General features: G+C 35.8%; 28 protein-coding genes. 25 read left to right on the top strand and 3 right to left on the bottom strand.

Going from position 1 to position 24894, the window contains the following annotated elements:
* The first annotated feature begins 3 nt into the window (after nt 1–3).
* From LI164_RS02715 to LI164_RS02750, 8 genes are all read left to right on the top strand, one after another.
* On the top strand, nt 4–375 hold the full coding sequence (locus LI164_RS02715) for a TnpV protein (protein ID WP_227086707.1): 372 nt from the start codon (nt 4–6) through the stop codon (nt 373–375).
* Between the two features lie 126 nt (nt 376–501).
* Nucleotides 502–1650 carry a DNA (cytosine-5-)-methyltransferase gene (dcm, locus tag LI164_RS02720; protein ID WP_118045949.1) on the top strand — a complete coding sequence of 383 codons (1149 nt, stop codon included), beginning with the start codon at nt 502–504 and terminating at the stop codon, nt 1648–1650.
* Nucleotides 1651–2823 carry a type II restriction endonuclease gene (locus tag LI164_RS02725; RefSeq protein WP_227086708.1) on the top strand — a complete coding sequence of 391 codons (1173 nt, stop codon included), beginning with the start codon at nt 1651–1653 and terminating at the stop codon, nt 2821–2823.
* A gap of 1 nt (nt 2824) precedes the next feature.
* The gene (locus LI164_RS02730; RefSeq protein ID WP_118045946.1) at nt 2825–3274 is read left to right on the top strand and encodes a very short patch repair endonuclease; all 450 of its coding nucleotides are present in this window, start codon (nt 2825–2827) and stop codon (nt 3272–3274) included.
* Between the two features lie 106 nt (nt 3275–3380).
* Nucleotides 3381–4442: a nucleotidyltransferase gene (locus LI164_RS02735; RefSeq protein WP_118045944.1), complete on the top strand. Its 1062-nt coding sequence runs from the start codon at nt 3381–3383 to the stop codon at nt 4440–4442.
* A 1-nt stretch (nt 4443) separates the two neighbouring features.
* A complete protein-coding gene (locus LI164_RS02740; RefSeq protein WP_227086709.1) occupies nt 4444–6189 on the top strand; it encodes a ThiF family adenylyltransferase in 1746 nt (581 codons plus the stop codon).
* A complete protein-coding gene (locus tag LI164_RS02745; protein WP_118045941.1) occupies nt 6170–6655 on the top strand; it encodes a Mov34/MPN/PAD-1 family protein in 486 nt (161 codons plus the stop codon). The genes LI164_RS02740 and LI164_RS02745 overlap by 20 nt, the downstream gene beginning before the upstream one ends.
* Nucleotides 6639–7466: a hypothetical protein gene (locus LI164_RS02750; RefSeq protein ID WP_072446966.1), complete on the top strand. Its 828-nt coding sequence runs from the start codon at nt 6639–6641 to the stop codon at nt 7464–7466. The genes LI164_RS02745 and LI164_RS02750 overlap by 17 nt, the downstream gene beginning before the upstream one ends.
* Before the next feature lie 381 nt (nt 7467–7847).
* On the opposite strand, the gene LI164_RS02755 is transcribed toward LI164_RS02750, so the two are convergent.
* Complete coding sequence (locus tag LI164_RS02755) at nt 7848–8462, bottom strand: helix-turn-helix domain-containing protein (RefSeq protein ID WP_070100139.1); 615 nt, start codon at nt 8460–8462, stop codon at nt 7848–7850.
* 159 nt (nt 8463–8621) lie between these two features.
* Here LI164_RS02755 and LI164_RS02760 point away from each other — a divergent pair, with 159 nt between their 5' ends.
* The 16 genes from LI164_RS02760 (at nt 8622) to LI164_RS02835 (ending at nt 21447) form a co-directional block, all read left to right on the top strand.
* Nucleotides 8622–8816, top strand: coding sequence for a hypothetical protein (locus tag LI164_RS02760; protein WP_055053915.1), 195 nt, complete (start codon nt 8622–8624; stop codon nt 8814–8816).
* A 14-nt stretch (nt 8817–8830) separates the two neighbouring features.
* The gene (locus LI164_RS02765; RefSeq protein WP_117468400.1) at nt 8831–10048 is read left to right on the top strand and encodes a site-specific integrase; all 1218 of its coding nucleotides are present in this window, start codon (nt 8831–8833) and stop codon (nt 10046–10048) included.
* The gene (locus LI164_RS02770; RefSeq protein WP_173770107.1) at nt 10020–11021 is read left to right on the top strand and encodes an AAA family ATPase; all 1002 of its coding nucleotides are present in this window, start codon (nt 10020–10022) and stop codon (nt 11019–11021) included. Before LI164_RS02765 ends, LI164_RS02770 begins: the two co-directional genes overlap by 29 nt.
* A gap of 115 nt (nt 11022–11136) precedes the next feature.
* Nucleotides 11137–11370, top strand: a complete 234-nt coding sequence (locus tag LI164_RS02775; protein WP_330384890.1) for a complexin-2 — start codon at nt 11137–11139, stop codon at nt 11368–11370.
* 150 nt (nt 11371–11520) lie between these two features.
* The gene (locus LI164_RS02780) at nt 11521–11748 is read left to right on the top strand and encodes a DUF5348 domain-containing protein (RefSeq protein WP_227086710.1); all 228 of its coding nucleotides are present in this window, start codon (nt 11521–11523) and stop codon (nt 11746–11748) included.
* A gap of 219 nt (nt 11749–11967) precedes the next feature.
* Entirely contained in the window at nt 11968–13389 is a 1422-nt protein-coding gene (locus tag LI164_RS02785) for a plasmid recombination protein (protein ID WP_118224604.1), read from the top strand.
* A 3-nt stretch (nt 13390–13392) separates the two neighbouring features.
* Nucleotides 13393–13767, top strand: a complete 375-nt coding sequence (locus tag LI164_RS02790; RefSeq protein WP_117754057.1) for a TnpV protein — start codon at nt 13393–13395, stop codon at nt 13765–13767.
* A gap of 98 nt (nt 13768–13865) precedes the next feature.
* Nucleotides 13866–14057, top strand: coding sequence for a DUF6019 family protein (locus LI164_RS02795; RefSeq protein WP_008373533.1), 192 nt, complete (start codon nt 13866–13868; stop codon nt 14055–14057).
* A 37-nt stretch (nt 14058–14094) separates the two neighbouring features.
* The gene (locus tag LI164_RS02800; protein ID WP_008373534.1) at nt 14095–14415 is read left to right on the top strand and encodes a DUF3784 domain-containing protein; all 321 of its coding nucleotides are present in this window, start codon (nt 14095–14097) and stop codon (nt 14413–14415) included.
* A 149-nt stretch (nt 14416–14564) separates the two neighbouring features.
* Entirely contained in the window at nt 14565–15506 is a 942-nt protein-coding gene (locus tag LI164_RS02805) for a helix-turn-helix domain-containing protein (RefSeq protein ID WP_227086711.1), read from the top strand.
* Nucleotides 15507–16329: 823 nt separating this feature from the next.
* Nucleotides 16330–16887 carry a hypothetical protein gene (locus LI164_RS02810; protein ID WP_005331930.1) on the top strand — a complete coding sequence of 186 codons (558 nt, stop codon included), beginning with the start codon at nt 16330–16332 and terminating at the stop codon, nt 16885–16887.
* A 68-nt stretch (nt 16888–16955) separates the two neighbouring features.
* Nucleotides 16956–17372, top strand: coding sequence for an immunity 70 family protein (locus LI164_RS02815; RefSeq protein ID WP_005331932.1), 417 nt, complete (start codon nt 16956–16958; stop codon nt 17370–17372).
* A 136-nt stretch (nt 17373–17508) separates the two neighbouring features.
* Nucleotides 17509–17961 (top strand): hypothetical protein, encoded by a 453-nt coding sequence (locus tag LI164_RS02820; RefSeq protein WP_005331933.1) that lies wholly within the window; start codon nt 17509–17511, stop codon nt 17959–17961.
* Nucleotides 17962–18014: 53 nt separating this feature from the next.
* The gene (locus LI164_RS02825; RefSeq protein WP_215683683.1) at nt 18015–19574 is read left to right on the top strand and encodes an SMI1/KNR4 family protein; all 1560 of its coding nucleotides are present in this window, start codon (nt 18015–18017) and stop codon (nt 19572–19574) included.
* Between the two features lie 252 nt (nt 19575–19826).
* The gene (locus LI164_RS02830; RefSeq protein ID WP_005331936.1) at nt 19827–19985 is read left to right on the top strand and encodes a hypothetical protein; all 159 of its coding nucleotides are present in this window, start codon (nt 19827–19829) and stop codon (nt 19983–19985) included.
* A 109-nt stretch (nt 19986–20094) separates the two neighbouring features.
* Nucleotides 20095–21447: a M20 family metallopeptidase gene (locus LI164_RS02835; protein WP_005331938.1), complete on the top strand. Its 1353-nt coding sequence runs from the start codon at nt 20095–20097 to the stop codon at nt 21445–21447.
* 88 nt (nt 21448–21535) lie between these two features.
* Here the strand turns inward: LI164_RS02835 and LI164_RS02840 are convergent, their stop codons facing one another.
* Nucleotides 21536–22474, bottom strand: a complete 939-nt coding sequence (locus LI164_RS02840) for a LysR family transcriptional regulator (RefSeq protein WP_227086712.1) — start codon at nt 22472–22474, stop codon at nt 21536–21538.
* Between the two features lie 154 nt (nt 22475–22628).
* Between LI164_RS02840 and LI164_RS02845 the strand changes: the two genes are divergently transcribed.
* Nucleotides 22629–24062 (top strand): aspartate ammonia-lyase, encoded by a 1434-nt coding sequence (locus LI164_RS02845; RefSeq protein WP_040015375.1) that lies wholly within the window; start codon nt 22629–22631, stop codon nt 24060–24062.
* 179 nt (nt 24063–24241) lie between these two features.
* On the opposite strand, the gene LI164_RS02850 is transcribed toward LI164_RS02845, so the two are convergent.
* Nucleotides 24242–24892, bottom strand: coding sequence for an ATP-binding cassette domain-containing protein (locus tag LI164_RS02850; RefSeq protein ID WP_009243732.1), 651 nt, complete (start codon nt 24890–24892; stop codon nt 24242–24244).
* Nucleotides 24893–24894: the final 2 nt, after the last annotated feature.

Genomic DNA, 24894 nt, shown 5'->3' on the forward strand with positions numbered 1-24894 from the left:
AATATGAAGAAACAGATTTATGATGAAAAGAACGGACTGAGCTACACACTGCATGGAGATTATTATCTGCCGGATCTGGAAATCAATGAGGAAGAACCTGCATATGGAAAATATGGAATGATGCGAAAGCAGTTTCTGAAAGAACACCGGAGTGCAAGGTATCAGTATCTGCTACTGACCGGGAAACTGACGGAGCATTTAAATCAGGTTGATAAGGAAGCAAGAGAAAAAGTCGAGATACTGATGGAGCAGATGGTTGAACAGTGGGGAGTGACAGAAGAACTGAAGATGCAGGATCAGGTGGAATGGGTGAGGAGGATGAATAATATTAAGAATATTGCAGAAGAAAGTGTCATGAAAATTATATATTCATAGTAGTGGATAACCAATAAAAGGGAAAAAGCAAACGAAAGTATGTTCGTATTTTCGCTTGCTTTTTAAATTGCATTAGAGTATAATAGGGAAAAAACAGGTATAAATATATTCCCAGGAGTGATGAGAATGAGACAGGTACATATAAGAGTAGACGATGAGTTATATAATGAATTGAATTCTTATTCAGAAAAGAATGAACTGAGTATGCAGGACTGTGTCAGAGAAGCAGTAGCATATTATATGAGTGATGTAAAAAAGAAGAAGAATACAGGAAAAGAGAAAAAATTTACATTTATTGATCTTTTTGCCGGGATTGGTGGTATGCGTATTGCATTTGACCGGGCCGGCGGTCAATGTGTTTATTCAAGTGAATGGAACAAATACAGTCAGCAGACCTATTTTGCAAATTTTGGAGAACAGCCGGAAGGGGATATTACAAAAGTTAATGCTGCAGATATTCCGGATCATGACATTCTGGTTGCCGGATTTCCGTGTCAGCCTTTTTCAATAGCCGGGGTATCAAAGAAAAACAGTATGGGAAGAGCTACTGGATTTGAGGATAAAACACAGGGCACATTGTTTTTTGATGTCTGCAGGATATTGAAAGAAAAAAGACCAAAAGCATTTATGCTTGAAAATGTTAAAAATTTATGCAGCCATGATAAAGGAAGAACTTTTCAGGTAATCAGAGAGTCACTGGAAGAGTTGGACTATGAAATTTTCTATAAAGTTCTGGATGGACAGAATTATGTTCCTCAGCACAGAGAGAGAATATTAATTGTAGGATTTGACAGAGAACGCTATGGAGATAAAATTGATTTTGAGTTTAATCTTACACCACGTGTTCCAAAACCTGTTATGAGAGATATTCTTGATGAAGAAGTTGCAGATAAATACACATTGTCTGATAAATTGTGGACATATCTGCAGAATTACGCAGCAAAGCATCGGGCAGCCGGTAATGGATTTGGATATGGAATAGCCCCTTTGGATGGAGTGTCCCGGACATTGAGTGCCAGGTATTACAAAGATGGATCGGAAGTGCTTATTGCACAGGAAGGAAAGAATCCGAGAAGGTTGACTCCGAGAGAATGTGCAAGATTGCAGGGATTCCCGGATACATTTAAGATTCCTGTTTCGGATACACAGGCATATAAGCAATTTGGAAATTCTGTAGTCGTTCCATTAATGGGAGAAGTTGCAAAACTGATAGTTAACAACATTGAAACAATGGATAATGAGAAAGAACAGGATATACAGAGGAAGGTGATTTAAATGTCAGCAGGCTATGCGGAAATTGCGATAACATCAGTGTTAAACAGTGAAAAAAGCTTTTGCAAATTTCTTTCGGCAAATGATACAGGTGCGACCGGTGCTCATCAGTCGGGAATCCTGATTTCAAAAACTGCGATGGAAATGTTGTTCTCCAGAGAACAGCTTGAACAGGAGGGAATACCTAAAAGGACTGTAAAAATAAAATGGCAGAATGATTTTGAAACGGAAAGCTGTTTTACTTATTATGCAAGTAAAAACGAACTTAGAATAACAAGATTTGGACGAGGATTTCCGTTCCTGCATATAAATCAGACAGGTTCGTTGTTTGTTTTTACAAAACAGGCAGAAGAAAACTACAGTGGATATTTCTTGGATACAGAAGAGGAAATTGAGGAATTTCTTAATGCGTTTGGCATCAGTCCGACAGAAACAAACAGTTTGATAAATGTTGAAAATGTCCGGGCAGAAACACAGGAACAAATAGCAATTCAGGAATTTATAGCAAATCTTGAGGTGGATTTTCCAACGTCAGAAGAAATGTCAGCTACTGCAAGATATATACAGGACAGAGCTTATGATCATATTGAATATATACAGACAAATCCGGACAGGAAAATAATTGACTGGACTAATATGGAGTATACGCTGTTTCGTGCTCTGGAGTATGCAAGATATGGAGACATTATAACTAAGGGATTTTCAGATGTGGATGAATTTGTAAAAGTTGCAAATATGGTCTTGAACAGAAGAAAGAGCAGAGCAGGAAAAAGTCTTGAACATCATCTTGCTGCGATATTTGATGGAAATGCCATTCAGTATTCAGCTCAGGCGGTGACAGAAGGAAACAAGAAACCAGATTTTATATTTCCTTCAGGAGAGGCATACCATAACAGCAGTTTTGATATTCAGAAACTAGTAACGCTTGCAGCTAAAACTATATGTAAAGATCGTTGGAGACAGGTCTTGAATGAGGCGAACAGATTAAAAGATTCACCCAAATATCTTTGTACGTTACAACAGGGAATCTCAGGAGCACAGATGGATGAGATGCAGGCTGAAAATGTAGTATTAGTAGTTCCGGAACCATATATTGTATCTTATCCGAAAGACAGACGGGACAGAATCTGGACCATTGCACGTTTTGTGAAGTATATACAGGAAATCGAGGGATAATATGGACATCAAGAGTCCGGAAGAACGTAGCAAAAATATGGCAGCGATACATTCCAAGAATACGAAGCCGGAAATATATCTGAGAAAATTATTGTTTGCCAGAGGTTACAGATATGGCGTGAATTCAAAAAGTGTGCCGGGGCATCCGGATATATACATGAGAAAATATAATACAGCAATTTTTGTACATGGGTGTTTCTGGCACAGGCACGAGGGATGCAAATATGCTTACATGCCAAGATCAAGGGTAGAATTCTGGCAGAAAAAGTTTGACGCAAATATAAAGAGGGATGAATGTGTTCGAAAAGAATTGATGCGTAAAAAAGTCAAAGTAGTAATTGTGTGGGAATGCACAATAAAGAAAATGAAAAAAGATGAAGAATTCCGAGAAGATAAATTGCATCAACTGGAGGATTATTTGCAGAATGAACAATATAGCTTGGAGATTTGAAAAATAATTTCAGTGATTAGTGTAACTTGTTTTAATCGGAAAAGAATGATATACTGATAATTATCAGCACTCAACAAAAGAGAGTGCTAAGGAAGGAGCGCGGAAAATGAGTTTGCAGACATATTTTAAAGAATTTAACAAAGTAATAAAAATGGATTATGACGTTAAAAGTGAACTGAAAGAAAAAAGAGATATTTTATTAGGTATATTAAGAAATGATGACGATATGCCTGCATTTGATGAGTACAATCAGGGGAGTTATAGTATGCATCTGGGGGTTGAACCACTGGATAAAGAATATGATATAGATGTAGGTTTACGTTTTCATGTTAATCGTGATGATTATGAACCAATGGACCTGAAAGAGAAAATAAGAGATCTGTTAAAAAATCATACTGAGTATGGCGCAAAAATAAAAAAACCATGTGTGACAGTAACATACAAGAAAGATGGCGAAGCTGCATATCATGTGGATTTAGTTACTTACGTTTATGAAGACAAAGATGATTCTGACAGTCAGTTATATCTTGCACGTGGAAAAAACAGGGATTCAGAAGAAACATGCTGGGAGAAATCTGATCCGGTCGGGCTTGTAGAATATGTTAATGATAAATATAAAGGTGACGATAACAAAGAAGATCGCGAACAATTTCGCAGAGTAGTAAGATATATAAAACGTTGGAAAAATAAGAAATTCAGTAGTTCAGGAAATGCAGAACCACCAAGCATAGCAATTACGTTAATTGCTGTAGATCATTTTGAAGCTTCAAAAAAATATGATTATATAGAAGAAAAATATTGTTATGATGATTTACAGGCTGTGATTAGTTTTGCAAAAGAAATTCAAAAGCTGTTTGTGTTTAAAGAAGTGAATGAAAATGGACGATTAATGTATACTATAGAATACAATTTGCCTTCTTCATTGAACTTTGAATCCGATGTTAATCTCTTCAGAAAGATGTCAGATAATTATATGACAGATTTTAAAGAAAAGATTGATGATTTGGTTGATGATCTGGAAGCTGTAAAAAGTGAAACAGATGAAGTGGAACAGTGTAAGATGCTGAGTAAAATTTTTGGAGATGATTTCCCGATTCCGGAAAAGAAAAATGCAGCCAAAAAACAAATGAATTTTATACCTTCAACAAGTGCATCAGGAGTAGATTAAGATGTTTTCACCAGAAGAACTCAAACGAATCTTACAGGAAAGTGATGTTATAAAAAATGTAAGCATTATAAAAGAGGCTAAATTATTTGAAAATGTCTATCAGACAGTTTTGCAGGGAGAACTGGTAATAAATGAAAGAGAATCGTTTGTTGTATATATAGCAGTTCCGGAAAAATGGTATAGAGATTTAGTGGATATATATGTTGCAGATTATAATGAACTTGTTTATATGCCGCATATAGATAATAAAGGAAAACTGTGTTTGTTTGAAACGGAAGGTATTTTGATAGATCAGAATTTACCTGGAATTATGATGCAATCATTATTGCGTGCACAGACAATTTTGAAACAAGGTTTTTCTGGAGAAAATAAAAACGATTTTATAAATGAATTTGAATTATACTGGGCTCAACTGAAAGATTGCAGAATTGCACATTTGGCAGTAGAAACAGATAGAAAAAATCGTATCGTAAAAGGGGGCATTAAAAAAAGTTCCAAAAGGAAAAAAGAAAAACAGATAGAGTATATAAAGAGATGCAAAAAAGCACCGATTTATATTGGAGAAAATGTTGAAAGTTTAAAACGTTGGAATCTGGAAAAAACGCCAGTCATGAATATAGCATATTTTGTAATATATTCTGAAAAATATATTTTCCCACCGGACATAAGAAAAAAACTGTCGATAGATTATTTGAATGCTCTTTTACATTTTGTGCCGGAGGGAGAACTTGCTTCAATTATGCCACGTTCTCGACAAGATAGAATTATTGTGTTTGAAATTCATCAGCCATCAGGACAGACACATTTTGTAGGAATGTATATAAAAGGTGGCATGTTAAAAGAGACTTCTCTGGAAAAAGTAGAAGAATTGCAGCCGTTGCTTATGGAAAAAGCTGATAAAAAGTTTTTGATGAAGCGTGTAACAGAACAGGACAGCGAAAACTATAAAAAAAGAATACTTATAATAGGCTGCGGTTCGATTGGTGGACATGTTATATGCGAGCTCGCAAAAGCAGGATATGAGGATCTTACTATTGTTGATTATGAGAAGTTGACGGAAGAAAATATATTCAGGCATGTGTTGGGAATGGAATATGTTAATCGTTACAAGTGCGAAGCTTTGAACACATATATACAAAAAAATATTCCGGAAGTAAAGATAACGACGTTGGCGGAAAGAATTGAAGATGCAATTACAGAAGAAGATATTAATTTTGAAGACTATAATCTGATTATCTCAGCGGCAGGAAATCATAATTTAAATCGTTGGATTAATTCATGGATACAAAATAACAAAATCAAAGTGCCGGTTGTTTATTTGTGGAATGAAGTATATGGTATTGGAAATCATGCTGCATATATAAAATATGGAAATTGTGGATGTTATGAATGTTTTTTTGACCGGGATGAAGAAACAGGAGAACTATATGACAAAACATCGTACTGCATGAGGGGACAGATTATAACGGAAAGTGCGGGAGGGTGTGGAAAGACTTACGTGCCATATGGAAATTTGGTTTCACTAAAAACAATGTTACTTTGTTTAAAGATGGTCAAAAATATTTTTGAAGAAAACCTCGATGACAATTTACTGATATCTTTAAAAGGAGATAGTGACTATCTGGAAAAACATAATCTGGAAACATCTGGCCGATATTTGCGACAACAGGAACAGATTAAAATATTGACTGGTAAGCAATTTGTAAATATTAATTGTGGTGTATGTAATGATTGTAACGGAAAGTAAAAACAGAAAAATAAAGATATGCGATCAAATATTGGAAGAAATATATAGTCAGATCCAGAAGAATGATTATGATCCAGAGAAAGGTGGAATTATAGTCGGACGGGAAAATCTGAATAATGAAAATATAATTCTTGAGTATATATCTAAACCATTAAAAAATGATATATGTACCAGAACCAGATATACCAGAAAAGATGAAGGGCATTTAAAATATTTTGAAAAATTGTATAATGAAAATAATGGTGTGTATGCATATTGGGGGGAATGGCATACACATCCGGAAGATATACCACATTATTCAATTATAGATTTAAAAAATTGGAAACGTATTGGTAAAGAAGATCCTAAAGGGGTACAATATCATATCATTGCCGGACGTAAAGCATTCAGCATATGGAGAATGCAAAAAGGAAAGCTTTGCCCGAAAAAAATATGTGAGGTAAAATGGAATGAAATCAATTTATGAAAGGATAAAAAATAATATCAGACCAATATTACAACTTCTGTTGCTTGTTGGTGTGTTCTTTGCTCCGAGAATATTTAAAATTACAGAGTTAATAAAGACCCCGCCTAAGCTGGAAGCGTCACAAAAAATATGTGATTATATTTTTTACTTTGCCTGGAAAGGTGGAGATTGGGCAATTGGTGTTTTCTTTTTAATAGTAGTATTGTTTATAATTAGAAAGTGGAATAAAACATATATGTTTAATAGAGGAAACTATTATAAACAGTACAGATATGGGTGGTATCGGATATGTTCAAAGATATTGGGGTACTCGGAATGTAACCTTATTCAGGTGCCGATATATATGCAATTTAAACTGGTGCTGAATGATACGTTCGATAAATATAATTGCGGAGAGTTTGATAAAAAAGAAAATGATACCATTTCAGTAAGTAAATCAAATTTTTCGCATGAAACAGATGAAGTGAATGTAATGATTTCTGATACATATCCTCTTTCATTGAGCCAATTACCGGAAATAAAGAAAAATATACCGACATTATTAATATCGCGTAATAATACTAATGATGTTAACAGATATGATAGTCCTGAATTAGTAAGGTGCGTTGTTAATGAAGTCAGGAGCTTAAATAATAATATAAAAAAAGTAAATGTTTATGCCACAACTAATCCATTAAATACAAAGAATATTGCCAGCAGTGCTTTTAAACTTGGAGGAAGAGATAATTTTAATGAAGTAAGAGTTTTCCAGCAAGAAAGGGATGGAATAAGAAAATTTAATAATAAGGGAATTGTCGTTTATAAAAGATAAGTCAGTGATAACACCATGATAACAAAATCCCCAAAAACCACACGGATACAGTGGAAAATCCGGACTTTCCCCCACAAATCACACGAAAAATCATCATTTGCACACCGCAATACGCCAGTCTGATATCGTGAAGGTGGACGTACTGTAGGATCAGGACGTGTTGCTACAATCATCGAGTAATCACTGACTAATATATATTGAGTACCGCAAGGTACATGTGTCCAAACGTAAGATACCTCGGAACCGTAAGGTTTCCGGGGTTTTTCTGTTGAGTAAAAAGTTTAAAATAAGGCTGTAAAGAATAGCGAATAAATTGAAAACAGGCAGGTATGGGAAGAAAATGAAAATCTTCGCATATCTGCCTGTGATACTGTTATGATACTATTTCTGTTCGTTATTGGAAAATTTCTGTGTTAAAAGTTCATCTCGTTTACGGATTCGTGTCTCAAAATCCAGTTCTTCAATTTCTTTATGGGTGACAGGTTTGGAAGTGTAGTATTCCAACGTCTGCTTTTTCCACATATCAAACATATCTTTGCCTGTGAAATAAGATTCCAGGCTTTCTCTGTTCTCCTGCAGATCAGCAAGAAAATTACACATATCTGCGTTTAAAGAATGTTCAGGATCATTTCCATAAAAGCGAAGTCCGGCATACCATTTCTGTGTTTCTGTTTCTATATCACCGGGAAGTTTATTATTTATATCCAGTTCATACCGGAGTTCATTGGATTCATTCATCTGCAGTAAAACCCAAAGAATATCGCTGAGAGTAGAAATCTGTACTTTATTTTCAGATAATCCAAATAACCAGTCCAGTGAGACATGAAATTTCTGAGCAATAGTCAATAACACATCATTGGAGGGAGTAACCACACCATTTTCATAACTGGATAAAGTTGACTGACGTATACCAATAGCTGCGGAAAAGTTTTTTTGATTCATCTTCAGATCAGTTCGCAGCTCTTTTATTTTTTCTGAAATAGATGATTCCTGCATATTATCCACCTCCTTAAAAGCTATGATTAGTATATCACAAATGATAAAAATCAACAATATAGAAAAATATCATTCATGATGATAAAAATTATTGACAATGATTATTTAAAATGATATAGTATCAGTGAAAATGATAATTATAGACAAGGAGGAAATGATATGCAGAGACAGAACTATATGATTACAGCGGAAGAAGTTGCAGAGAGCATGGGGATTTCACTTGGATATGCTTACAAGCTGCTTCGCAAACTGAACAAAGAGCTTGCAGATCAGGGATATGTAACCGTTGCGGGCAAGATACCGAGGGCATTCTGGGAAAAGAAATTTTATGGATATTCCCAGATTGCAATGTAAGGGGGTGAGAAAGTATGGCAGCATACAAAGATGAAGAAAGAGGAACCTGGTATGTTTCATTTTATTATGAGGACTGGACAGGAGCCAAAAAGCGAAAAGTAAAAAGAGGATTCCGTACTAAGAAAGAAGCATTAAATTTTGAAGCGGAGTATAAAAGAACAGCGAAAGCAGACATGGATATGACAATGGGAGAGTTTGTAGAAGTCTACTTCCGAGACAAGTCTCAGTCATTGAAGGACAGGAGTATCAAGAACAAAAGAGATACGATGAATGCTCAACTGTTACCGTATTTTAAGGACAGACCGATGAACAGTATCACACCAGCAGAGATTATCCAGTGGCAGAATACGATTATTGAAAAAGGATATTCAGATGATTATCTGAAAACAATACAGAATCAGATGACGGCATTGTTTAATCATGCGAAGAATATCTACAATCTGGCAGATAATCCTTGTGACAAAGTAAAACGTATGGGAAAGACTTCAAAAAAGAAAATGAAGTTTTGGACAATTGAAGAATATCGGCAGTTTATGACCGGAATAGAACCGGGAAGCAAATATTATGTGCTGTTTGAATTATTATTCTGGACAGGAGCGAGAGAAGGCGAAGCACTCAGCATTACACCTGCTGACATTGATTTTGAAAAGAATCTACTTCATATCAATAAAACTTACTACCGTATGCATGGAGAGGACGTGATTACATCTCCCAAAACAGAAGAATCGAACCGTACGATTTCCATACCGGAATTTCTGAAAAAAGAGATTCAGGACTATATTAGCAGACTGTATGAGTTGCCCGAAGATGAACGGATTTTTCCAATGGTTCATGAAGCGGTACAGCATAAGTTAAAACAGGTGGTTCAAAAGACCGGAGTAAAAAAGATAAGAGTACACGACATTCGTCACAGTCATGCGGCATTTCTGATCAATAAGGGAGTGCAACCATTGATGATTAAAGAAAGGTTTGGACATACGGACATTCGCATTACATTGAATACTTATGGGCACTTATATCCAGATCAGCAGAAAGTGGTGGCAGATATGCTGGATGATGAAAATATAAAAAGCTCCGGAAGTACGAACAACCGGAGCAATGTGACAAATGGGGACGAATCCACAAATGTCAACCCTAGACAAGTTGATTATATCAGGGATTCTTCCAGAGAACAACAGATAATTGGCGAGAATAGTTTGAAAAATGGAGGAATTTATGGAACAGAGAAATGAGAATAAAACAGAATTGAAAATGATAAAGATGTCAGATGTCCAGTCCCAGACAGTGGACTGGCTCTGGTATCCATTTATCCCTTATGGGAAATTAACGATCATTCAGGGTGATCCGGGCGATGGAAAAACTACGCTGATATTAAATATTGCAGCGAGATTGTCTAAAGGAGAAGGTCTGGATAACGATATGAAAGTAACAGAACCAGTAAAGATTATTTATCAGACAGCGGAAGATGGGCTGGCAGATACGGTAAAACCCAGACTGGAGCTGGCAGAAGCGGTCTGTGAAAGAATCATGGTTATAGATGAAACAGAAAAATCACTTTCCATGATAGATGAGAGACTGGAAACTGCTATCAAACGGACTGGTGCGAGAGTGCTTATTTTAGATCCGATTCAGGCATACCTTGGAGGAACAATGGATATGAACCGGGCAAATGAAGCAAGGGATATGACAAAAAGATTGAGCTTGCTGGCAGAAAAGTATAAATGTGCAATTTTATTAATCGGACATATGAATAAAGCTGGTGGAAATAAAGCTGCATATAGAGGAATGGGTTCGATTGACTTTTTTGCAGTAGCCAGAAGCGTATTACTGGTAGGAAGAATAGAGGGAGAACCGGACTTAAGAGCAGTGGTTCAGATTAAAAATAATCTGGCTGCATTTGGACATTCCAAAGCATTTCGCCTGACAGAAACCGGATTTGAGTGGATAGGTGACTATGAAATCACAGCAGATGAGGTGCTTGGTGGAATTGCTCCAAAGGTAAATAAACTGGAACAGGCAAAAAAGATGCTGAGGGAACTGGCAGAAACATCAACTTCTGTGCAAAGCAGTGAAATCTTTGATATGGCAGAAGATTTGAATATTTCTAAAAGAACACTGGAAAATGCAAAAAAGGAACTTGGAATTAAGGCAAGACGAATCGGTAATTCCTGGTATTGGGATTTAAATAAAGTTAAGCCGGAATAAATTAAGGGTGCAACATTGCAGAGTATATAGAAAATGCGGAATTAAAATGCAAGGTTGCAATCTGTAAAGACATTGCAGTGTTGCGTCCTTACATAAATTGTAAGAAGGTGAGAACTTGAAAAACGTTATGATTCCAGAGGAGTTATTTGGAAAGATTATAAAATATCATTTACTGGATCAGGAACAGGAAGCAGATGATATAAGAAAAGGTCTGGAAAAAAAGCTGGATGCAATGGTAAATCGTGAGGCATACAGTAAATTCAAAACTGCGCCAACAGAAGAAGAACGGGAAAAGTTCCGGCAGGAGTATCTGGACAGAAAAGGAATGCAAGAGAGCTTTCGATGGTAACAGTTCGTGTTGATTACCTTTTTACAGGAGCGTGTCACGCCCCTGTGAGAAGTAAACAAGAAGAAAGTTGGTAAGGCGCATACGGAAAGCTGAGGCTGGACGGTGAGGTTGCTGTAAATTTGATAGTTGTGAAGAAGGGAGAACGATTCGATGAAGCAGGGAATATTAGGATATAACAGTAGCAATGACAAATATGGGTTATTAGCCTCGGACTTATGGATTGATACGGGATTTCACTGTGGAGAAGGTCTTGAGGTGCTGGTCGATGATAAGTGGGTAAGGACAAGAATGGAGATGAATCCAGCAAGAGAATGGTATCTGGTTGGAACGCCATACTGTGGAGATCTGGAATATGTGCAGGCAAGAATACCGGAATAATTTAGTCGAGAGAGTAACGAAAGAGATAAAATAGCCCCCGGCAGGGCGCAAGGGTACTTTTGATGGACGGAACGGCTGTCGAAAGTGCTTTTGCGTTACTTTTGACAAAAGTAACAAAACCGCCGTATCCGGCGAAGATTTCTTTTTATACTATAGCTGGTAAAGATACAAATTTATGTGCCATGTCTGGCACTGGTTTTAGAAAGTGGGGTGACGAACATGACGCTGAAACGAACAATTAGTGGTATGATCGGGACAGGTTCTCTGGCTCATAACAGAAGGGAATTTATAGCAGAAAATGTTGATTCAGACAGAGTGCAACTAAATATTTGCTATCAGAATGAGAATTTAAAAGAAGTTTATAAAGAACTGTTTGATGAAGCTGTAGAACGATATAATATCGGGAAAAGAAAAGATAGACAGATTACAAATTACTATGAAAAAATCCGGCAGGGAAAACAAGAGAAGTTGTTCCACGAAGTAATTTTTCAAATTGGAAATCGAGAAGATATGGCTGTCGGAACAGCAGAAGGAGATCTGGCTGTAAAAATACTGGATGAATATGTAAAGGACTTCCAGAAGCGGAATGCAACGTTACGGGTATTTGGGTGTTATCTACATCAGGATGAGTCTACTCCACATTTACATATTGATTTTATTCCTTATGTGACTGATTGGAAAGGAAAAGGAATGGACACCAGAGTTTCGTTGAAACAGGCATTAAAAAGTCTTGGATTTCAAGGTGGAAATAAGCATGATACAGAGTTGAACCAGTGGATGAACCATGAAAAAAAGGTCCTGGCAGAGATTGCAAAACAGCATGGCATTGAATGGGAACAGAAAGGTACTCATGAGGAACATTTGGATGTTTATAACTTCAAGAAGAAAGAGCGAAAAAAGGAAGTACAGGAGCTGGAGCAGGAGAAAGAGTATCTAACTGCAGAAAACGAAGAACTGACAGCACAAATTGCGGAATTCAGAGCAGATATCCAGATTTTAAAAGACGATAAGGAACAGGCAAGCAGGGAGAAACAAGAAGCAGAACAAAGGGCAGAGGACGCAGAAAAAGAAGTAAAAAGTCTGGAAGAGCGTCGAGATGTGCTGCAGCCGATTATGGATAATGCCAGTAAAGAAATAAAAGAATATGGAATGATTAAGACGTTTTTACCGGAGGCAGGAACATTTGAACGTGCAGTACCTTACAGAGAAAATAAAATCAAGCCATTGTTTATCAAGATGAAGAATCAGATTGCTGCATTAGCTGGAAAGGTTGTAGAACTTAACAAAACGATAGAAAGCTGGAAAAACAAATATCAAAAATCTACGGAGAAATGTGATGATATCCAAACGCAGTTAGATGATGTGCGTAAAGAAAATGGAAAATTATCAAATGATAATCAACGTTTACAAGAGATTTCGGACAGATATGACAGAGTGGTGCGTATTCTGGGAATGGAAACTGTAGAGGATGTGGTGCAGCAGGACATTAAAGAACAAAGGGCACTGGAAGAAAAACGGCGAATGGAGCAAATGCCAAAGGGAAGCGTTCTGAAACAGTTGGAATGGGCAACTCAAAAGAGCCAGATTGAAAACCAACAACGTAAGAAAAATAAAACAAAATACAAAGGATTGGAGATTTAGACTATGAAAAAACAGATTTATGATGAGAAAAATGGAATGAGCTATACGTTGCATGGAGATTACTATTTGCCGGATCTGGTTTTAAGAGAAGAAGAACCTACATATGGAAAATATGGAATGTTACGAAAGCAGTTCTTAAAAGAACACAGATCAGCAAGATATCAATACATGTTATTGACCGGAAAATTGAATGAACATCTGAATCAGATCGATCAGGAAGTCAGAGAACAGGTGGAAACGCTTATGGAACAGATGACAGAAAAACAGGGTGTAACTGAAGAATTAAAGGCACAGGATCAGATGAAGTGGGTTAGGTTAATGAATAATATAAAAGCCAGTGCAGAAGAGATTATATTGAAAAACATGGTATATGTGTGAGATCGTTCTTTTACACTTTTGTATATATTAGAATAGCACTTTAGAAAGCACTATGGTAAAATAAAGTGAAGGTAAATCGGAATTTGGAGGATTGAATTATGTGGAATGAATTAGGTATAAGTGGAGGAACCGCAATTGTTATTTTGATTGCGCTGTATTTCGTTATCAAATGGGCAGTGAAAAATGGCATCAAAGAAGCCTACAGTGCAATCACTGGAAAGAAAACTGTTGAAGATATCCAAAACGAAAAAGAGCTGAAAGAACTTGGATTGGATTCAGAAGATCAATAACTTCAAGTTTGTGGAATCGACTGAAAGGAAGCATTATATGTTCTATATTTATATTATTTTTGATTTTGCAATGGCAGTAATTATGCTTTTATTTGGAATATGGTTTTATAGGTCAAAAGGACAAGCATCCAACTTCTTGTCTGGTTATAATATGAAATCTGCAGAAGAACGAAAAAAATATGATGAAAATGCTATGTGTAAGGCATATGGGAAGAGAATGATGCTTATGTCACTTCCTTTTATTGCTGGAATGATTATAGATATTTGGTATATAGGAACTGGTTGTTTAATTGCATGGGCGATATGGTTTGTTATGTTTATTCTGTTGCTTATAGATAGACATAAAAGAGAAAGTTAATTTATAGAAAAATAGAATGTTTTCGGGTGAAAATACCGTTTATTTGTTTTAGACATATGATGTCCGATTGAAAATTAGCGGATTCTCGTTTTATGTCGTGGTAATTTTGCTATATATTGGTAAGCTGTAAGTGGAAGAGAGGTAGAGACATGGATACAAAAAAGATTGGAGCTTTTTTAAAGCAATGTCGTAAAGAAAAGAATCTTACGCAAGAGCAGCTTGCCGAGAAGTTTGAGGTATCTGCAAGAACAGTTTCCAGATGGGAAACAGGAATAAATATGCCAGATCTCAGTATACTTGTTCAACTTGCTGAGTATTACGATGTTGAGATAAGAGAGCTCCTGGATGGAGAAAGGAGCCAGACTATGAATAAAGAGATGAAAGAAACACTGGACAAAGTGGCGGTGTATGAAGAATGGGTGAAACAAAAAGCATTAAAGGCTGGAAATCTTGCATTTGCATCAATGTTTGTGATTAGTGTGTTAGCGATTATTATTCAGATGTTATTAACGGTGGATATTCGCTTGGTTTTAGGAGAGACAGCAACTGCTTTGGTAGGAGGAATTCTGTATGCTTCTATTATGGTGTACAATGGAATATGGGATAAATGTTTGCCCAAAAGTGCTACTATATGGCGCGATTTTTTCACCAGTGTGATATGTGCAGGAATTTTTACAGTCATCTATGGCATATGTTTATTTAGAATGGGAGCTACAGAAACACAGGTAACACGATTAGCAGTGGGATTTCTGATTGGTATTACTATTGTGGCATTTATTGTTCTTAGGCTCTTGGCATTTATTGATCGAAAAAGAAACCAGAATTCGTCAAATGTTCCGGAGAAAAAGGAAACTTCCCTATCTAAGGCAGAATGGACAAAAATTTATAATGCACAGAATATAGTAGAGACAGAACAACTTGTAGAAATGTTAAAGCAAAATGGAATAGCAGCTTTTTCGCAGGAAGCAGGTGCGAATGTTGCAATGCATGGGGCACCTGGATTTGGAATATATGGTGTGGATATATTCGTGAAAACCGATGATGCAGAGAAGGCAGTACAGTTGATCAAGGAGATTAATAACCAAGAATGAAGAAAATTTTTGACATTTTCACACATGCGTGCTAATATGATTATAGAAAAAGAGTGCTACCGATAGACGGTTAGTCCGATATATGTTTTGACAAAAATTGCCGCTTAGTTTACCAGACCAGGGCGGCTATTTTTGTGGTTTATTATTATCCTTGCCAAAGGTATATCCAAGACCAAAGCAGGTTAAGCCGAAGCTCACTACTGCTATAAAATCAACAATACTCATGGCTTAGCCCTCCTTTCCAGTGGATTCTCTTTCGAGTTTCTATGTAATCAGAGGGTCACAGTCCCTCTGCTGAAGGACTAACCGCCTACCGTTATGATAGCACCCATGTTTCGATTATAACAGTCAAGGTGGGAATCTGCAACCGGAAAGTTGACAGCTCATGAAAATCTGGCTGTGATACCGTTTTGATACTAAAAAATGAAGAGAACAGAAATATAGCGTAGAAATCCTATAACACAGGACAATAAAGACACGAAAATCACAGAAAATAATGAGATTTTAAGAACCTCACAAACGTGAAGGTGGACGTACTGTAGGATCAGGACGTGTTGCTACAATCATCGAGTAATATACGCGAAAGCAATGAATAAAGCGCCAATCAAGGCGAAAAAAAGAGACTGCAAGCTTGCTTGCAAGTCTCTTTTTTTCGCCTTGGAAGTGGGCATTTTACGAATGCCCGCGAACGAACGACGAAGTCGTGAGATTGGCGCATATACAAGAGATTTGTTATCAGAATATTAACTCAAAACCCCAGAGGCTTAGGCTTCTGGGGTTTTGAGTTGTATAAAAAGGTAAGAATAGAGTTTTGTTATGCAATATGGTATACTTAGAAAAACGCAATGCAAACTTGGCTTTAGGGGAAAAACAAATGGCTTCAAGAAGTTTTAGAGTATTTGGAACAAGAAAAGATTTAGAAAGTGTATTTTATGAATTTCAAGAACTTAATTTAGTTAAATATTATAAATGTGGTAGAAATGAGAATAAAATTGATGATATTACTAAAACTATTTATTTTGGTATTTCTCTCAATGGAAGTCACATAGGAAATCAATATCTTGTTATAAAAGATGACAAATCAATATGCTTTGATAAATATAAACATATATCTCAATATCTGAATGAAACGAGTGTTTCTATTAATCTTGGCGGATTATATGATGAAAATACAATTGTGCCTACAACTGTATCTACAATATGGTATGACAATAAAATTAGCAAAGAAATCTTCAATGATTTAAGAAAAATTATGAAAAGATATGCTTCTACAACTATCAATGGATATATGATATTAAAAAATGCTTATAGTAAAAAGGAGCAGTTACGATTTGTAACTATAGGTGCTCAAAGCCCGAGAGAATACGATTTAATGGTTTAACGAAATTGTGAGTTTACAAAAAAAGTCAGATAACGGTGGCATTGCATAGCAAATAGTGGAGGGATGATATGGCGGTAGGGTTTAAAGTAGGCTATTATTGGTTTCAAGTTGGAACAAGTGATTTTTTGCATTCTTTTTTTTCTACGATATGTATTCGGCTCGAACATGGGAAATGGGGGCGTGTTTATCCCAAATTAATGGGAGAATTATATCAAGGATGTTTAAAAAATCAAGATTTAAATGAAGGGCTAGAGGAATTGCGTAAAGTAAGAAAAGAACTGAAAAATTTTCCGCCCTCTGATGTAATATGGGATGCTGAAGACTTAAGTTTAACACCGCCTTGGGGAAATAATATTAGTTCAGATATTACAGATTTGTCTAATTATTTTGTTACCAGTGATGGAAGAGATTTGATTTCCGTTTTAAGCGAGGCGATGAATGAAGCAAAAGAAATGCAGTGCGATATTGAGATTGATAATTTATAATAGTTTAAAAATCAGAAGGAAGAGTTCCGATTATAGTAATTAGATAAACTTGATTTATAAATTATTAAAATACGAAAATCGCTATATCAATAAACGCAGTTGATATTACAAAAATAAATCGAGGAAAGGGAGTAATATGAACAGTACGCTTGTTTTTTATATATTTTTTTGTATATTGTTGATTAGCTCGGTGATAATTATCGTAACACGTTGGAAGAGATATACGAAATATTCTAACGGGACATATATAAATGCAGGACAGAATCTGATATTTGAAACAGAAATGTCTCAAAGTGAAATAATTCGGCAACTGAAAACTCATAATGCCAATGATACATTAGAGTATGATTTTTTTGAAAAAAATAACGAATACTTTCTCAAAGTAAAAGGTATAAAACGAATATTTTTTAACGGAATATTGACAGCAACTTTTAAGGTTGAATTTTGGGGAAATACACAAAAGTATATTATTATTCATCGATGTAATAACTTTCAGTTATTGTATTCGTCTGGATATGAAGCGGAAATATTTGAATTTATGGTAAAAAAATTAAATTGCGTTCCTCAAAAAGAGGTAAAAGAAATTTAATATAATTAGATGTCAGATAATTGTGGGTTGTAGAATTGAGAAAGGGATAAGTTATGGTAAAGGCAGCAAAAAGTTATCAACAAAAATATGAAAAAATAATGGGTGAGTCTGGTGAAGATGAACTTTGGAGTGATATTGAAAGGGCTATAGCTGAATTTAAAAAGAAAGTCGAATTGGGAAAAGCAGACGGATACTTCTGGAATATGTATTTTAATTTGCTGCGCAGCAATAGACTTATGTTTGCAGGAATAAATAAAGCTTTTATAACCGGTGATATGGCTTATATGTTGAATGGGATTTATCAGGAAAATCGTTTCAATTGCATTTATAGAAATAGAGCGAATAGCGGAGGAACACAGACAATTAATTTCATCGAAGCTGTGATTGCTTATTCTTGTAATGATTACAAGCTGTTGGAAAAAATCATGCCGTTTGAGGCAGGACCTGCTAGTTACAGTTATTCAGCTCCGTATTATAATATGGTTTATGCCATGACATATCATGATGATGAGGTGGGAAAGAAAGCGCAGGCAGAATTAAGTACATTTATGGAGAAAAAACGGACACAATTTGATTTAAAACTAGCAAAATTTTTCTATGATTTATATCAGAAAGATGTGGACGGAGTTAATTGCGGATTACAGGAATTGTGTGATCTTATGGGAAAATGTAAGTGGATTAATGAACACATTTATGGGCTGGATAAAGACATTCAAACTTTGGGAAAGATGGTGGCAATATTTATACATGGTTTGTATCATATAGCTATGAAGTTTTTGGAAGGCAGTCCATTACTTGATAAGATTAAGATGCCCGAACATAAGAGCTTTATAAAAGAATATGAAGAATTTAATATAGAGAAGAATTTTCCGGAACCGCATAATTTAATTAATTTTGATCCGATTGCAAAGTTTATAAATTTAAGTATAAAGACAGAAATGATACCGGAAGTATCTTTCAGTAAATCAGGAAGAATGTATGTAAATGACGGAAAAAGATTTGAGAAAAGGTTGTTTGATAATTTGCAAAAAAGTAAGGCTTTACCATTTGAATTAAAGGAAGAAAAATATAAACTGCCAGCAGTATATAAAGAGTTCATATGTAAATATGATGGTCTGAGCTTAGAGAATGGCTGCACATTCTATTCGCTTGAAGAATTAGATGCTATGAATAAAGACTTGCAGGTAAATATATATCAGCCAGATATCGTTGCTGTTGGAGATGATGGTGGTGACCTGGTCTTTCTGATGAAGCAGGAAAAAGAAGCGAAAACCGTTTATCTGGTAGATGCGGGTGATTATGATTTGGAAAGTCCGTATCAAATTATTCCGGATTTTAATAAATGGATGGAAAAAGGATTTGAAATCGAAGATATAGATGGAGAAGATGTAAGAGGAGTTGACTATGGTGATCTATATTTAATAAAAATGCCGAAAGAAGGAGTAAAAGGATTGGTAACAATAAAAAGGGCTTTCAATTTGGAAATGAGTACGGGAGAGTTATTGCAAAAATCGAAAAGTTTGCCAACAAAATTGTTATCAAACATCACAAGTTCAAAAGCAAATATAATAGCTGAGAAAATAGGCATGCCAGGGCTATTTGAAATAAGGTAAGAACTTTTTGACATTTCCACAGATACTTGATAATATGATTATAGAAAAAGAGTGCTACTGATAGACGGTTAGTCCGCTTTACTATTAAGATATCAAAGATAACCGCTTAGTGAACCGACCCCCAATAGTTAGATTTTTTGGTCTAACTTCTGGGGGTCGGTTCACTTCTGGGGTTTTTAATATAATAGAAAAGTGAGAACGCTGTAGCATATAAATTGTATTCTACAGGAAGTTATGATAGGATAATAATAGTTGGCCAGAAAAGAAAATGGAGAGTATTTGTTATTGTCTAAATTTGATGAGGAAGTTGTTTTTGAATATCATATTACAATCCGAGATGAAGATTTTAATCTTGGTATTTTGACAATGCGCACACCGGAAGGAGTATTTGAAGCCGATTTTGATGCGTAAAGACGATGCAACGAGCGAGGGGACTATTACGTGATCCTACATGGATTATATACGTTATAGAATTAAAAATTTTAACAATAATAATAAAAAAATTGGAGGATAAATTAAGATGAAAGAAAAGATTCATGCATTATCAGAAGAGATGGTTGCTAATTTGGGAAGATTGGTAGCAATTGATTCACAGCTTGGCACACCGGAAGAAGGAAAGCCATTTGGAGAAGGACCAGCTAAAGCACTTAGCGTAGGACTTCAAATTGCGGAAGAGATGGGATTCCGTACAGTGAATTTGGACAATTATTGTGGTTATGCAGAGATGGGAGAAGGAGACGAAATTGTTGGTATCGCCGGACATCTTGATATTGTACCTGTAGGTGGAGATTGGAGCTATAATCCATTCGAATTGACACGTAAAGGTGATTATGTGTATGGACGTGGAACTACAGATGACAAAGGACCTGTGATGGAAGCTCTTTATGCGATGAAATTACTGCGTGATTCAGGCGTAAAACTTAATAAACGTGTTCGTCTTATTATGGGATGTAATGAGGAAACAGGTTCTAGATGTATGCAGCATTATAATGAAGTAGCTGAGGAGTTATCCTGTGGATTTACTCCAGATGCAAGTTTCCCATGTATTCATGGAGAAAAAGGTCATATGGGTATGACTGTGTATTCTAAGAACACAAAGATTATTGCTATGAATGGTGGTTTTGTATCTAATGCAGTATGTGATAACTGCACAGCAGTTATTCCGGCAGAAGATGGTCTGAAAGAAAAATTGGAAGCCGCTTTTGCTAACACAAAACTTCAGGAATATAAAGTTACAGAAGAGAATGGAGAAATCCATATTGAAGCGAAAGGTGTTCCGGCACATGCAAGTACACCGACATTTGGTGTGAATGCAGCAGGCGTGATATTTGAATGTCTGGAGCAAGTTGGATTCGAAGATGACTTTGTAAAATTCTATAATTCACATATTGGAACTTCTTGTGATGGAGTTGGAGTTGGATTAAAATGCCAAGATGCATATGGAGAATTGACACTTTGTAACGGAATTGTGAAAACAGAAGATGGTGTGATCTCTTGTACAATTGATATCCGTGTTCCGGTTACATTTAAAGAGGAAGATATCCGCAGTATGTGTGAAGGAAAATTAGAGGATGAAAATGGACGAATTGAAATTAACAGTATCGGGAATCCATTGTTTTTCCCAAGAGAGTCACCGCTGGTAGAGGCCTTATACAAAGCGTATGTTGATGTGACAGGAGATACGGAAAATGAGCCAATGGTAATTGGTGGGGGAACTTATGCAAAAACATTGAAAAATATTATTGCATTTGGACCGGAAAAACTAGGAGTAGATTATCGTATCCATGGTTCAGATGAATATATTCTTGTATCCGAGATGGAAGAAGCTGTTCTGATTTATATGGAAGCAATCAAGAATCTTCTTGCTATATAGAATGTAAAAATATAATAATAAAATCAGGATCATCTGTGAGGCGGGTGCTCCTGATTTTATTATTTCATAGGAAATTCTATTTCCAGTGTTATTGAGGGAGAGCAATTTTTAGAAATTCTTCCATAGCTCTGCTGATGTAGCGTCCTTTTTTCCAGTAAAATGATACATTTCGATTACAGTTCTTGCCGGGAAGTTTATAAAAAATAAGTTCTGAAGTTGCCGGTGCGCTTGCGAGCAGGAGATCCCCGATAAAAGTGATCCCCATTCCAGAACAGGCGATATTATAGGCGGTCATCTGTTGATCTAGTCGAAAAATTGTATGCGGAGTAAAGTTGTTTTCCTGGCAAATCGTTAGAGCACGCTTACCGGTATCGTTATCTGAACGTAGAATAATAAAGGGCTCATTTGCAAAACTGTTTAGTGGAACGGAAAGAACCTCCGGAGAAAGGAAACTACCGTCATGAATGGTCTCAATAGGAATCTGATATTCTTGCAGTCGGGTATTTACGGAGTAGCTTTTGGGAACGGCAAGTAAAAGATGTTCTTTTTGATAAACATAGTGATCAAAAATCTGCTCATCTAAAATACAGTTATCGATCATTAAATCTAGTTTTCCTGCTTGGAGGAGCAGAGAAAGATTCGCGCTGCTTTCCTCTACGAGAGAAATCTGGATATTAGGAAATTTTTGGGAAAAATCAGCGATAAGAGAAGGAAGTACCCATGAAGAAAAAAAGTTACTTCCGCCTATGTTGAGTGTTCCGGTTTTTAAATCTCCTAAATCGCGAATAAAATTTTTCAGATTATTTTCAATATACATAATTTTTTCAATGGCCTGTATATAATGTTCGCCGACCTCTGTCAGTTGTAAGGGTTTTGTGCTTCGGTCAAAGATAGGAGAACCGATGCGATTTTCTATTCGTTTTACATTTGCACTTAAAGAAGGCTGCGAAATAAAAAGGCTGGCGGCAGCTTTTGAAAAACTTTTTTCTTTATATACTTCATAGACATATTTCATTCCTTGAAACATATTATCCCCCTTTGAAAATATAACTTTTAAGCTATATAATCTATAAAAATATATGTATTTGATTATATTATAGCAGGTATATATAATAAGGACAACTAAAAGAAACGAACCAAAATGATTCGCTGGGAGAATGAATGGTAAAAGGAGAGTAACTATGGACGATATGAAAAAAACGGATTATCGTGTAGAAAAAGATTCTATTGGGGTAAAGGATATTCCGGAAGAGGTATATTATGGAGTGCAGACTTTGCGTGCAGCAGAAAACTTTCACATCACAGGTCTGAATATGCATCCGGAGATTATTAACAGTCTTGCATATATCAAAAAAGCGTCAGCTATTACAAACTGTGAAGTCGGTATTCTTGAGAAGAAAAAAGCACAGGCTATTGTACAGGCTTGTGATGAGATTATTGAAGGAAAATTTCATGATGATTTTATAGTAGATCCTATACAGGGGGGAGCAGGAACTTCTTTAAATATGAATGCCAATGAAGTCATTGCCAATCGTGCAATTGAGATTCTTGGAGGAAAAAAAGGAGATTATACAATTGTAAATCCGAACGATGATGTGAACTGTGGCCAGTCGACAAATGATGTCATACCAACTGCCGGAAAGATGACTTCACTTCATCTGTTGCAGAATTTAAAGAAACAACTTCTGCGTCTTTATGATGCGCTTAATGAAAAAGCGAAAGAGTTTGATCATGTAATCAAGATGGGACGTACGCAGATGCAGGATGCAGTGCCGATTCGTCTGGGACAGGAATTTAAAGCATATTCAGTAGCGATCATGCGAGATATCCACAGAATGGACAAGGCAATGGATGAGATGCGTACTCTCAATATGGGAGGAACCGCCATTGGAACAGGTATCAATGCAGATGAGAATTATTTGAGAAGAATTGTTCCTAACCTTTCAGAAATTTCAGGAATGGAGTTTATACAGGCATTTGATCTGATAGATGCAACACAGAATCTGGATTCCTTTGTTGCTGTTTCCGGTGCAGTGAAAGCATGTGCCGTAACACTTTCAAAAATGTCTAATGACCTTCGACTTATGTCATCCGGTCCGCGTGCTGGTTTTGGAGAGATTAATCTTCCGGCAAAACAGAATGGTTCCTCTATTATGCCTGGTAAAGTAAATCCGGTTATTCCGGAAGTAGTTAATCAGGTAGCGTTTAATATTATTGGAAATGATATGACAATTACAATGGCAGCCGAAGCAGGACAGTTAGAATTAAATGCATTTGAGCCGATCATTTTCTATTGTATGTTCCAGTCTATCGATACGCTTGGCTATGCAGTTGAGACACTCGTAGATAATTGTATCGTAGGAATTACGGCCAATGAAGAAAGATGTCGTCAGTTGGTAGAAAACAGTGTAGGAATCATTACAGCGATTTGTCCGCATGTAGGTTATGAAAAAACAGCAGACATTGCGAAAAAAGCAATTAATTCCAATGAATCTGTAAGAAGCTTGATTTTGAAAGAAAATATTATGGATGAAGAGGAACTGAGTCGAATTCTTGATCCAATTCATATGACAGAACCAGGTATTTCAGGAAAAGATGTTCTTATGAAAATTTAGATAAAACTTGATATAGAAAATCCGATTATCCGCATAAATACAGCATTTAAGGGCTGTTCATCACTTGAAAAAATAAGTGTTTTACCACGAATTTACCATAATTGAATATGAGTCTTGATATGACGAAATATAAAGGGAGATTGCACGTATAATAAAACCGCGTATCTCCCTTTAACAAACTATCTAAAGTTTTCTACATTTATAACTCTGGAAAAACAATCGCACAAATTCATGTTGTGAGTGACCATGATTATAGTAATGCCCTTTTCATTTAATTCTTTCAAAAGTTTCATCACTATCAATTCGTTCTCTTTATCAAGTCCAGAAGTTGGTTCATCAGCTAATATAATCTGACTTCCTTGCAAAATCAATTTAATAATTGCAATTCGCTGTTGCTCTCCACCGCTTAACTGATATACTTTTTTGTTAAGCATGTCACTTAGCTCAAATTGCTTTAAATACTTATTGATTAGTTTCAGTTTTTCTTCTTTTTTTACTTTTTTATATTCAAGAGCTAATTTTAAATTCCACAACACGCTTTCATCTTCTATTAGTCCATAATTTTGAAATAGATAGCCTATTGTATATCTTCTCAAAATCATAGCATTTTTACCGTTCATGGACAAATTTTTATGACTATCAATAGTGATTGTTCCCTCGGATATATCAGTAATCAATCCTATTATATTTAAAAGTGTCGTTTTACCTGCCCCGCTTTTCCCTACAAGCCCCACAAATTCGCCTTTTTCTATTTCTAAAGATAAATTTTCAAATAGAACCTGATTTTTCCCATATTCTTTTTTGACGTTCTTTAATGTAATCAATGACATAC

The sequence above is a fragment of the Dorea sp. 210702-DFI.3.125 genome, from assembly GCF_020560945.1.
Taxonomy (GTDB): Bacteria; Bacillota; Clostridia; order Lachnospirales; family Lachnospiraceae; genus Dorea; species Dorea formicigenerans.